Origin of the sequence: Pseudoalteromonas sp. BMB (assembly GCF_001709235.1) — a bacterium.
Taxonomy (GTDB): domain Bacteria; phylum Pseudomonadota; class Gammaproteobacteria; order Enterobacterales; family Alteromonadaceae; genus Pseudoalteromonas; species Pseudoalteromonas maricaloris.
Genome location: NZ_MBQA01000204.1, coordinates 143568 through 154675, shown reverse-complemented (window position 1 = coordinate 154675; position 11108 = coordinate 143568). Strand labels below are relative to the sequence as shown.

11 protein-coding genes are annotated in these 11108 nt (G+C 43.6%); 4 read left to right on the top strand and 7 right to left on the bottom strand.

All coding sequences use genetic code 11. The annotated features are described in order from the left end of the window. From BB427_RS21175 to BB427_RS21165, 3 genes are all read left to right on the top strand, one after another. Positions 1 to 393 (top strand): transposase (locus BB427_RS21175; protein WP_175401309.1); only part of this gene is annotated, 393 nt, incomplete at its 5' end. 268 nt (positions 394 to 661) lie between these two features. Beyond that, positions 662 to 1087, top strand: a complete 426-nt coding sequence (locus BB427_RS21170) for a hypothetical protein (protein WP_069023084.1) — start codon at positions 662 to 664, stop codon at positions 1085 to 1087. Positions 1088 to 1392: 305 nt separating this feature from the next. Continuing rightward, positions 1393 to 1758 carry a hypothetical protein gene (locus tag BB427_RS21165; RefSeq protein ID WP_069023083.1) on the top strand — a complete coding sequence of 122 codons (366 nt, stop codon included), beginning with the start codon at positions 1393 to 1395 and terminating at the stop codon, positions 1756 to 1758. Between the two features lie 218 nt (positions 1759 to 1976). Here the strand turns inward: BB427_RS21165 and yghU are convergent, their stop codons facing one another. The 3 genes from yghU to BB427_RS21150 form a co-directional block, all read right to left on the bottom strand. Then, positions 1977 to 2849: a glutathione-dependent disulfide-bond oxidoreductase gene (yghU, locus tag BB427_RS21160; protein ID WP_069023081.1), complete on the bottom strand. Its 873-nt coding sequence runs from the start codon at positions 2847 to 2849 to the stop codon at positions 1977 to 1979. 209 nt (positions 2850 to 3058) lie between these two features. Then, positions 3059 to 4897 carry a S8 family serine peptidase gene (locus BB427_RS21155; protein ID WP_069023079.1) on the bottom strand — a complete coding sequence of 613 codons (1839 nt, stop codon included), beginning with the start codon at positions 4895 to 4897 and terminating at the stop codon, positions 3059 to 3061. Positions 4898 to 5138: 241 nt separating this feature from the next. Further along, positions 5139 to 6317 (bottom strand): multidrug effflux MFS transporter, encoded by a 1179-nt coding sequence (locus BB427_RS21150; protein ID WP_069023078.1) that lies wholly within the window; start codon positions 6315 to 6317, stop codon positions 5139 to 5141. A gap of 163 nt (positions 6318 to 6480) precedes the next feature. Between BB427_RS21150 and BB427_RS21145 the strand changes: the two genes are divergently transcribed. Further along, positions 6481 to 6951 carry a hotdog fold domain-containing protein gene (locus BB427_RS21145; RefSeq protein WP_039493837.1) on the top strand — a complete coding sequence of 157 codons (471 nt, stop codon included), beginning with the start codon at positions 6481 to 6483 and terminating at the stop codon, positions 6949 to 6951. On the opposite strand, the gene BB427_RS21140 is transcribed toward BB427_RS21145, so the two are convergent. The 4 genes from BB427_RS21140 to hppD form a co-directional block, all read right to left on the bottom strand. Further along, on the bottom strand, positions 6948 to 7343 hold the full coding sequence (locus BB427_RS21140; RefSeq protein ID WP_039493977.1) for a bactofilin family protein: 396 nt from the start codon (positions 7341 to 7343) through the stop codon (positions 6948 to 6950). The genes BB427_RS21145 and BB427_RS21140 overlap by 4 nt on opposite strands. Before the next feature lie 37 nt (positions 7344 to 7380). After that, positions 7381 to 8463: a M23 family metallopeptidase gene (locus BB427_RS21135; RefSeq protein WP_069023076.1), complete on the bottom strand. Its 1083-nt coding sequence runs from the start codon at positions 8461 to 8463 to the stop codon at positions 7381 to 7383. A 142-nt stretch (positions 8464 to 8605) separates the two neighbouring features. Continuing rightward, positions 8606 to 9919 (bottom strand): fumarylacetoacetase, encoded by a 1314-nt coding sequence (gene fahA / locus BB427_RS21130; RefSeq protein ID WP_069023074.1) that lies wholly within the window; start codon positions 9917 to 9919, stop codon positions 8606 to 8608. Between the two features lie 132 nt (positions 9920 to 10051). After that, entirely contained in the window at positions 10052 to 11098 is a 1047-nt protein-coding gene (gene hppD / locus BB427_RS21125) for a 4-hydroxyphenylpyruvate dioxygenase (RefSeq protein ID WP_069023073.1), read from the bottom strand. Positions 11099 to 11108: the final 10 nt, after the last annotated feature.

The window sequence follows — 11108 nt, the reverse complement described above, 5'->3', positions numbered from 1 at the left end:
TCAGACGACTTCCATTATGATGAAGCAACACAAACCTGCCGCTGCCCCGCAGGGAACGAGATGTGGCGAAGCGGTATCAATGTAAAAAGCTACAACCAAGAATACACGCGATTCTGCGGTTACTTAAAAGATTGCAAAGTATGCCCACTACAACAGCAATGTATGCGAAAACCACCGATAAAAACAGGCCGACAAGTACAGTTTAAAAATGATGAATCACGTAAAAAACTCAGCTATATCGACAAAATGAAGGTTAAAATAGACAGCCCAATGGGGCGACGGCATTACAGCAAACGACTCGGCTGTATAGAGCCCGTGTTCGGCAATATTATGGTAAACAAAGGAATGAATAAACTGACTTTACGGGGTCAAACGAAAGTGAATGCTCAGTGACAGCTGTATTGCCTTGTTCATAACATAGAAAAGCTGCAAAACACGATGCACTAATTAGAGTAAGCCCTTATCACCTCAAATAAGCCAATCAAACACCTGCAATACCTTCCAAAACGCCAATTAAAGCAACAGCAAACCCTCTTTTTATATTTTACGTAAAATCGAAGTAACTAATTGAATCAAAATGGAAGCTAGGCTATGGTTAATGCATCAATAAAAATAAATTAAAACGAGTTATTCTACAGGCTCGTTAGCTGTCTCGAGAGTTATGAGTAAATTAAAGTATCAAGATGTCCATACAAATGAGTTTAGTGATGCTGATGTATGGGAAGCTATTAAACAGGATGATGTCGAGGCACTTAAGTTAATTCCAATAAAACTTGGGTTTAGCCATGAGAACTGGCGATTCGTTCAAGACGTAAGCTTAAAACTATCGGAGCATCCAGATGAAAATGTAAGGGGAAATGCATTTTGTGGGTTTGCTTACACAGCTATGAATCTTAATAAACTGGAAAAAAATATAGTTAAACCAGTTTTACTTCGTGGTTTAAGGGATGAGAGTGATTGGGTGAGATCATGTGCCCAAGAAGCAATTGATGATATAAATCTTTACATGGGCTGGAAAATTGGTTCAGCTAAAGCAAACAAAGAACGAGAAAAGAAGTTTTACGAACGTAGAAGTAAAGACAGCTAACAAACGCATCAACGCATGGACTAATAAAGCTTGGCTTGGTTTGTGCCTCACCAATTTTAGCCAAGCATTATTAGCCCGTTATGCGAGGCGTTAATTCACAGAGAATTTAGGTGAAATTTCCAGAATTAGAAACATCTCGGTTTATTCTTAATAAGCTATCAAGAGATAACAGTCTTGCTTTGTTAGCTATTTTTCCGACGAAAACGTGGTTAAGTTTTACGATATTGAAGCATATAAAACTGAACATCAATCATTAGCGCTGATAGACTATTTTCAATAGTCGCTTTGCCGAAAGTAGGTAATCAATGAAACGCATGCTGATAATCTATCTACTTGCCTCGTGGGGCTGTACCGGGTTAGCTTGGATCAACGGCGCTATTCTTTTATGGGATGGTTTTGATAATCCAGAGTATCGAGTTATTACTTTCGCGGTCGCACTGCTTTTTGGCTTGATCGGTGGCACTGTTTTTGGGGTGGAAAGAAGCCTGCGTAGAATCTACCGATGTTCCTACAATACTTCAGAGGAGCAGGCGGGATCAAAATCTTCCAGTGCTTGGACATTACTCTATGTATGTCTTATTTTCGGAACGCTTCTCATTGGCGTGATAATGGGAAGCGGTTTAGTCGCGGTCGTCGGAAGATTACAAAGTGGATTTCATATCTTTGGGTAAACACAAATGCAGATGTGTTCGATGCTCTAATAAGAAAGTGCTGACTAAAGTGCTAAAAATCCGTTGAAGAATACCAGCGAAAGCGTTTAGCGCTTCTAGCAAGGTGCTAACACTATTCTTTTCTGATACACAGACAATCGGGTTTGATTAAATCTGATTAATCAAACCCGATAGATAAAGCTAACCCTTGTTAAACTAAGAATTAAACCAAGGTAAGGTTATGGCGCTAATTTGTCTTGGGTGCTGGTATCAAAGTCGCTGGCATCGTGCCGTTCATGAAGCTGCTCATGAGGTTCTCCCCATGTTTTATTTACCATTTTTCCGCGTTTGACCGCTTCTCTTGAAGCGATGAGTCCAGCCCAGCGGATCACGTGTTCATAGCCATTGACGTCTAAAAACTCTGCCGCATCGTATAAGTGTCCTTGAGCTAGCACGCCATACCATGGCCAGATTGCCATATCTGCGATAGTGTATTCATCGCCACAAATATATTCTCTTGTGGCTAGGTGTTGATTTAGTAAGTCCAGTTGGCGCTTCACTTCCATCGTGTAGCGGTTGATTGGATACTCGTAGTGCTCGGGTGCGTAGGTATAGAAGTGACCAAATCCTCCACCAAGTAGTGGTGCAGCCCCCATTTGCCAAAATAACCAGTTGAGGCACTCGGTGCGTTTTGTGGGATCTTGAGGAATGAACTTTTGGAATTTTTCAGCTAAATAAAGCAAAATGGAGCCAGACTCAAAGATTTTGGTAGGTTCATTGGTGCTGGTATCTAATAACGCGGGGATCTTAGAATTTGGATTAAGTGCAACAAATCCTGAGCTAAATTGCTCACCTTCCATGATATTAATTAAAAAGGCATCATATTCTGCTTCTTTTACCCCGGCTGCTAAAAGCTCTTCTAGCAAGATAGTCACTTTCACGCCGTTTGGGGTCGCGAGGGAGTAGAGTTGTAACGGGTGTTTGCCTTGCGGTAGGGACTTTTCGAATCTTGCGCCTGCAGTAGGGCGGTTGATATTTGCGAACTTACTACCATCGCCACTTTGCCATGGCCACTGCCAAACTTTAGGTGGGGTATAACCCGATATACTCATTTCATGAACTCCTTCTGTGACTGTCCAAATCCATTATAGAGTGTAGAAGTGAAATGGAAATGAACAAATCTCTATGGTCAAAGGCTTACTCGTTTTATCCAGATCTTAAGAGAGGGATCGAACAAGCTATCAACAAAAGATGGGGAAGAGTAGTAGAATAAAAAAATGCCGATCAAAAGACCGGCATTCTTGAATTGGTTGGTTGGGAGTTAAAACACAACAGTTTGTGTTGCTGAACAGGCCGCAGTGCTACCTTGTTCGCACACTTGGTAGCCGTATGTACCGCCGCCTTTAACACTGATGCTGTCTGTATGACTATTATCATTGCTAGTTGTGACAATTTTACTACCGTTACGATAAATATCGACTTGTGACGTGCTTGCGCCGTTCCAGCTTAAGTCAACATAACTGTTACCTTTTTGCTTATAACCCGAAGCTGAAAGCTCAACGCTTGTTGTGTTATCACCGTCACCTGAACCTGTACCACCGCCAGCACAACCATTAGCGGTTAAGTAAGCGCTCGCATCTGCTGCTTTAACGATACCGTAACCAAAGTACACGTCTTTACCTGCAGCGCCAGCATCTGCTGCGGTTGCTTTTAATGCACTACGGATTTCTTCACCAGTACACTCTGGGTGGTTAGACCATACCAGTGCTGCAAGACCTGCAACAGCAGGAGTTGCCATTGACGTGCCGCTCATTAAGCCGTAATCACTCGTACCAATGCTGATGTTCGCGTTTGTAGCTGCCATCAACGCAGTGCGATCTTCAAATGCAGCGCCAACCGCTGGGATTGATGTGCTGTTAGTATCACCTAAAGTGCCGTATAGCATGCCAGCTTCATTATTTACGATAATCGCACCGATACCACCAGATGCTTCACAGTTTGCTACTTTATCGTGGAATGAAATATTACCACGGTCAATTAGGCACACCTTACCGTTTGCAGCGCCATCAGTTGCTTCAGCGGTGCCCATAAAGTAAAGCGAGCCTGACGCGTTACCACTGTTTTCCATTGCTGAACTTGCAAACGCCGCACCGTCAGCGGTCATGCTTGAAGAAGTCGCCATGTCTGCTGGGTAAGTTGAAAGTGTATCAACACCGCCTGCCGTTACCTCTACACAAATATGCTCGTCGTTAGTCGCGCGTTTTCCACGACCAGAAGTACAGCTTGGATACTGAGAAAAGTCTGCAATTTGATTATCTGCATCGTTTGCACCGATCATCATTACTGAAGGATAGCCTGCAGGATATGAACGAACATTGTTGCCATCGTTACCAGCTGCCGCAACCACTAAGCCACCAGCATTACGGAAGTTTTCAAATGCGTTTGACTCTGTATTGTTTGAGCCACCACCGCCCAAACTCATATTGATGATGTTTGCACCTGCTTGTGAGCATAGGTTTGCCGCGTGAGCAAGATCAGAAGAGTAGCCCCAGCCTTCTGCGTTAAATACTTTAATAATGTGCATTGGCACGCCAGGTGCCATGCCGATAACACCAATATTATTGTCAGCAGCACCGATAGTACCGGCTACGTGTGTGCCGTGTGGACCACCATTTTCATACCAATTACCTGTGCCGCTGTCATTATCACCGGTGATATTACCCCAAATGAAATCAGGGTTTGATTGGTCAAGACCTGAGTCAATCACACATACTTTCATACCAGCGTTCGCATCGAAAGTAAGTTGATTTGCTTGTGATTGGTACACAGCATAAGGCGTAACCTGTTGCTGCATTGGGTTACCTGCGTCGTCGTTATAAATCCCCAGTGGGTAACGCTTTTGGTCTGCTTCAACGAGTTTGATGTGTGGGTTGTTTAATAAGCCTTTTACTTGACTAAGATCTTTGCCAGTAAAAGTTGCAGCAAAGAAGCCATCGCCATCAACGTGCAGCTCAGCGCCAAGTTTTTTAGCAAGTGCTTTTACGACGCCTTTTTTCGAATTGTCGACCTGAATGATGTATCGATCGTCAGATGCCTGTGCTTGTGCCATAGCGCAAGCGCCAGCGATGAGTAGTGCCCCAGTTAACTTGTTTAATTTCATTGTTATTTTCTCAGTTACATTGCGTGAATATTGTTGTTAATAAAAACTAACAACTTCTTAACGGTGGTTAGCATATAACCAATAACAAGAACTCGTAAAGAGTAAATTATGCAGATTTGTGGAATTAATAAGAATATTTAATTACTTTAATATAATGTATGGTTATGACAGGACGTCTAACCATACATCGTAGTTATTAATAAAGGAACTGTACTGATAATTGCTATTATATCAATTCTAATTAAGCAGCACTGTGAAGCTGGTGACGATGCTTCGTAGCCAGTAATAGCAGGAAAGGTAGTGCGAGTAGTAAGTGCAACGCGAGTTGAATAGGGGCATCCAATGCTAGTGGTTGCGTCATGGTTGCAAGCACCCCTGCGCCACTCATCTGTAGTACCCCAATCAGCGCTGAAGCCGTTCCAGCTTGTTTAGCAAACCCAGATAACGCTTTACCTGCCGCGGCTCCAATTGTAAATGCAAAGCCGACTGACGCCATATACATAGGCAATACAAAATGCGCGATTTCAGTTTGTGGCAAAGCCAGTAACAACAGGCCGCTAAAGCTAAAAACGGCAAGGCCAAAGGTGAGTGACTTCTGGCTATTGCGCTTGATGAAGTGGGGAGCAATAAAACTTGCGACAATACTCAGCGCCGCATTGCCAGTAAACCAAAACGTGAAGTCGGAAACACTGCCGCCCATTTTTGCCATGATCCACCCCGGAGCCGAAATCACAAATACCAGCATTGCAGCCATACCAAGCATCGCTAAGGCGGCATTGTAAATGAAAGTCGTACTACTGAGCATCGGCTTAAAACGTCTCAAATCTAGGATATGACCGCTGTAATGTGTATCTTCGGGGCGAGTCTCTTTATAGATAAGAGAAACTAAGATGAGGCCAAGAGCGGCAAAGCCAAACAAAAAGCTAAAATTACTTTGCCAGCCAAATTCGACGGTGAGCCATGCACCTAAAATAGGCGCTAATGCTGGGATAAAACATACAATACCGTTGAGGTAAGTGATCATTTGGCCACTGCCTTTGTGTCCAAAGCTATCACGAACAATAGCAAAAGCGCTGACGAATGTGGCGCAAGCGCCCAGGCCTTGTAACACTCGAGCTACCATCATAAGTGGCCAAGTGGAGACTGTGCTTGCCATCACGGCGCCAAGCGCAAACAACACGATTCCAACCAGTGCAACTGGCTTACGGCCATATTTATCCGCAAGCGGACCTGCTATCAATTGTCCAAGACCCACAGCTAACATATAAATACTCACAGTTTGCTGAATTTGGCTTTCTGATACTTGAAGGCTGGACTGCATGTCCACAAACGCAGGTAGATAGAGATCGATACCTAAAGGGCAAAAGATAACAAGTAAAGCGAGAATAAAAATCAGTGCTTTTGAATTTGATTGGGTCATGGCGTCTCCTTTTGGCCGTTATTGTATTGTGGAGAATGAGAAAAGACAGGACAAAGCGCCGATTTAGCAAATTTTTAAGATATTTTATTCGCTGATAATTGTAGACGGTTGATTAACTGGTCAGATGTGTTAATTTTAAGCAAAATCATTTTAGAAAAATCTTATGTCTGCACCACTTTTAAAAATTTATAAAAGGATGAGTTGGTTGCCATTTGGTAAATGGATGTTCAGTAAGGCAGTATGTCGTAAGGCACCTTACTTTGGCACCATTAAGCCTAAAATCACACAATTGAAGCCCGGCGTTTGTAGGGCCACAATTCGTAACCGTAAAGCCATTCATAACCACATAGGTACGGTTCACGCTATTGCTCAGTGTAATCTTGCGGAGTTGTGTGCTGGAGTCATGACAGACGCGACCATCGACCATAAAACCCATCGCTGGATCCCAAAGGGGATGTCAGTGCAATACCTAGCTAAAGCCGAGACCGATCTACATGCCGTGGCGCAAATAGAATATCCGCGAACATGGCAAGATAAAGAAGAGCTGGTTGTTCCGGTGGAAGTTTTTAATACTGCGGGAGAGAAAGTGTTTCACGCCGACATTAACATGTATATCAGCGCGAAAAGATCTTAATTGTTTATGGTTTGATCGTCAGCAGAGTCAATTGCTGTGACGTTATTGGCTCGCTCGTTACGATGCGTCAGTTTACCATCGACATGCGCACCAGCTTCAATCGTTAAGGTTTCGTGTTCGATGTTGCCAAATACTTGAGCGCTAGGAAGCAGCGTGACTTGTTTGGCCTGAATATCACCTTCGACCTTACCTAATATCGTCAGTTCATTGGCTTGGATATTACCTTGTACTAAACCTTTATTGCCGATGATTAGTTTTTCGATGTCGAGGTTACCATGGACGGTACCATCTAATTGCAGTTCACCTTCGCAGACAATATCGCCCGTGACTTTAGTGCTTTGAGCAATAATGGCCGGGACGTCGTTTCGTTGGTTTTTAAAAGAGTTAAACACGAGTGCCTCGCTACCGCAGCGCAATTGCAATTATATGTTACTTATTGAATGCGCGAGCGATTTTAATTGGGTTTAGGTGTTTTTTACCTTGAATCACTTCATAGTGCAAGTGTGTCGCCGTACTTCTTCCAGTGCTACCCATTAATGCAATTACATCACCTTTATTGATTTGTTGACCCGCTTTCACTTTGATGGTGTGAAGATGACCATAACGTGTGGTGATATCATTGGCGTGCTCAATTTCGATAAAGTTGCCATAGCCGCCATTTTTCCCCGCTCGTTTAACGGTGCCAGAAGCTGGGGCTACTATCTGTGTCTTGTGCCAACCTGCGAGATCGATACCTTTATGATAGGCACGGCGGCCAGTGATCGGGTCTTTACGAAAACCAAAAGCACTAGAGACATAATATTTCTCCTGAGCGACAGGCAGTGTATCTGGCAGTTGGCCAATCATCGTCGCTAACTGCGCATAAACAGCGTATTGGTCAATGGCATTAATAAAGCTGGCTTCTACCAATTCTAAGTCGGCTTGGAAGTAGGGACCACCTTGTGCTTCTGAGAAGTCAGATGATAGTTGTAATCCTGCACTGTCGATGGATTCTTGCATCGCTGCAATTTCAGCGCTGAACGATTGCCCAAGTTGTTCGCTGAGCTGTCGTTGTTGGATGAGTAGGTGACTGGCTTGGGGAGCAAATTCGGTTGTGGTACTTGGTTGTGAGCTGTTAAGGTCTGTCGGTGTTTCTTCTAGCTCGCCTTCTGCTACGTTGTCGTCAGTTGTTTGAGTCGAATCAACCAATGATTCAAGCACACTGTGCTGCTGTGACAGTTGGTCAAGCATGCCTTTTTGCTGTGCTAATTGTGTTTGAAGCTGTGATTTTTCTTTTTGCCACTTGGCTTGCAGCTGCGCTAAGTTTTGTTGCTCTTTAGTAAGCTTGTCACCGTTTTCTTGTAATTTGAGTGAGGCATTGGCTATCCAAATGGCGACAGCAAGCAAAATCAAAATCGAGCAAGCTTGAACCCAAGATGGCAGTTTCAGCATCTTGACAGTTGCGTCTTGACGAACAATTAATTGAGTCGGCTTAAACAGCTTTAGATATAGGCGCTTGAGTACTTGCAACATTCAACCTCGGATTTAAATCAGCGCTACACTCTAACAATTTTTAGTCAAATTTCCAGTTTTTAGAACTAAAAAAAGGCATGAAATCATCATGCCTTTGATTTAAAAGTAAATAAAATTGCGATTAACGCACGAATAATTGCGATTATTTTGCTGGAAGCACAGTGCCTTCAACACAGCCAAAACCAATACGGTTGTAGCCTTGGGCTTCACACCAACCGCGCATAATTACTTTATCGCCATCTTCTAGGAACTTACGCTCTTCTCCGTTTGCAAGCGTGATAGTTTCTTTACCGCCGCGTGATAGTTCGAGTAATGAACCCGCTTCTACATGCTCAGGACCAGATTGCGTGCCTGAGCCTAGCATATCACCCGGTAGGAAGTTACAGCCGTTCACTGTGTGGTGCGTAACCATTTGCGCAACTGTCCAATAGCTGTGCTTGAAGCTGGATTCAGACAGTTTGCTTGGTTTAGCGCCTTCGCTACGCATTTTTTCAGTCTCTAGTAAGACATCCATGCGAATATCAATAGCACCAGACTCGCGGTTTTGTGTTGATTCTAAGTATTCCAGCGGTTGTGGATCATTTTCATCACGGTGCCATTGAGTACGGTATGGTGCAAGTGCTTCTGTGGTTACAACCCAAGGAGAAACCGTTGAAGCGAAGTTTTTCGCAAGGAATGGACCTAATGGTTGATATTCCCAAGCTTGTAAGTCACGTGCAGACCAGTCATTGAATAAACAGAAACCAAAAACGTGATCTTCAGCGTCTTTAATTGCGATAGAGTCGCCAAGTTCATTACCTTTACCAAGGTAAATACCTAGTTCTAGTTCATAGTCTAGACGCTTACAAGGACCGAATGACGGCGCATCTGCATCTGGTGCTTTGGTCTGGCCTTTAGGGCGAGGGAAAGTTTGACCTGATACACCAATAGACGATGCACGACCATGATAACCGATTGGTACCCACTTGTAGTTTGGTAGCAGCGGGTTATCAGGACGGAACAGGCTACCTACCGCTGTTGCGTGATAGATAGAGGTATAAAAGTCGGTGTAATCGCCAATGTGGCAAGGTAGAGCGTACTCTACATCATCTTGTGCAACCAATGCGCCTTCAAGGCTTGATTGCAGCTCAGAACCTTCACGTAATGCGCGAGACAGGGCAAGTCGAAGTGCTGACCAGTACTGCTGGCCCATACCCATAAATTCATTTAATGCTGGGGCATTTGCAGCTTCGGCGGCCTCAGCTGCATCGCCTGTAAATAGGTTAGCGTCAACAACAGCGCCAAGGTCTAGTACTTGATCGCCAATCGCAACACCGCCGCGAAACTCTTCATTACTGTTCTTACGACGAAATACTGCAAAAGGTAAGTTTTGAATAGGGAAATCAGTTCCAGTCGCATTCGCACTAGCTACCCAACTTGTTAATTGGATGTCGTGTGTTTCATTAATTTGAGACATTGCCTTTCCTTTAATTTTGGCTTTCAACTTGAGTTATGGTCAAAAGTGAAAAACTCAAGTCGTAATAGCAATTTGATAAACCACAAAAAGCAGCTATCACTAGCTGCTTTTTTATTAATTTGATATGTGTGTTTAGATTACACCACGGCGCTCTTGGTCGCGCTCAATTGACTCGAATAACGCTTGGAAGTTACCTTCACCAAAGCCGCCATCGTCAACACGTTGGATCATTTCGATGAAGATTGGGCCAAACAGGTTTTTAGTGAAGATCTGTAGTAGGTAGCAGTCTTCGCTTTGGCTATCTACTAGGATTTGGTGCTGTCTGATCTTTTCTTTATCTTCTTTAACCCAAGGCACACGGTCAAAGATAGTGTCGTAGTAGTGATCTACGATATCTAAGGTGGCAATGGTGCTCTTGTCTAGTTTATCTAGTGAGCTAACCAAGTCGTCAGTCAAAAATGCTAAATGCTGTACACCTGGACCATTGTACTCATCTAAGTACTCATCGATTTGGTTGTTGTTGTCGTCTTTACCTTCGTTGATTGGAATAGAGAAGGTGCCACATGGTGACTTAAGTGCATAAGAAAGCAGTGCCGTTTTTTGACCTTTGATGTCAAAGTAACGAACTTCAGTAAAGCCAAATACGTCTTTATAGAAGTTAGCCCAAGTTTCCATCGTCCCTTTGTAAACATTGTTCGTTAGGTGGTCGATGCGCTTAAAGCCTTTGTCTTCAACAACTTTTTGCTCTTCTAGGTCAACGAAGTCTTGCTCGAAGATTGACCCTTTATCGCCAAAGTTTTCGATGAAATAGATAAGGCTATCGCCGATACCGTAAATCGCTGGGTATGGTAAGTCTTTGTGTGTTGAGTCAGTCGCAGGTTTTGCACCACGCTCAACCGCAGTATCAAACGCCTTTTGCGCATTTTCTACACGCCAGCCCATAGAGCAAATTGCCGGGCCGTGGCTTTTAGCAAACTGTGCTGAGAAGCCTTCACGCTCGTTATTCAACAGGAAGTGAATATCGTGCTGGTTGTAGTAAACGATATCTTTGTCTTTAAATTTCTTTAGTTTTGAGAATCCAAAGTCAGTGAATACTTTATCCATGTAATCAGCGTCTGGTGTTGCATATTCTGTAAACTCGATGCCGACTAGGCCTAGTGGATTATTTACTTCACTCATTGTTTTACTC

Coding starts and splice junctions, on each gene's coding strand:
- fahA (WP_069023074.1), bottom strand. CDS start 9,919: ATGTCTCAAATTAATGAAACACACGACATCCAATTAACAAGTTGGGTA.
- BB427_RS21135 (WP_069023076.1), bottom strand. CDS start 8,463: ATGTTGCAAGTACTCAAGCGCCTATATCTAAAGCTGTTTAAGCCGACT.
- BB427_RS21155 (WP_069023079.1), bottom strand. CDS start 4,897: ATGAAATTAAACAAGTTAACTGGGGCACTACTCATCGCTGGCGCTTGC.
- yghU (WP_069023081.1), bottom strand. CDS start 2,849: ATGAGTATATCGGGTTATACCCCACCTAAAGTTTGGCAGTGGCCATGG.
- BB427_RS21145 (WP_039493837.1), top strand. CDS start 6,481: ATGTCTGCACCACTTTTAAAAATTTATAAAAGGATGAGTTGGTTGCCA.
- hppD (WP_069023073.1), bottom strand. CDS start 11,098: ATGAGTGAAGTAAATAATCCACTAGGCCTAGTCGGCATCGAGTTTACA.
- BB427_RS21165 (WP_069023083.1), top strand. CDS start 1,393: ATGAAACGCATGCTGATAATCTATCTACTTGCCTCGTGGGGCTGTACC.
- BB427_RS21170 (WP_069023084.1), top strand. CDS start 662: ATGAGTAAATTAAAGTATCAAGATGTCCATACAAATGAGTTTAGTGAT.
- BB427_RS21150 (WP_069023078.1), bottom strand. CDS start 6,317: ATGACCCAATCAAATTCAAAAGCACTGATTTTTATTCTCGCTTTACTT.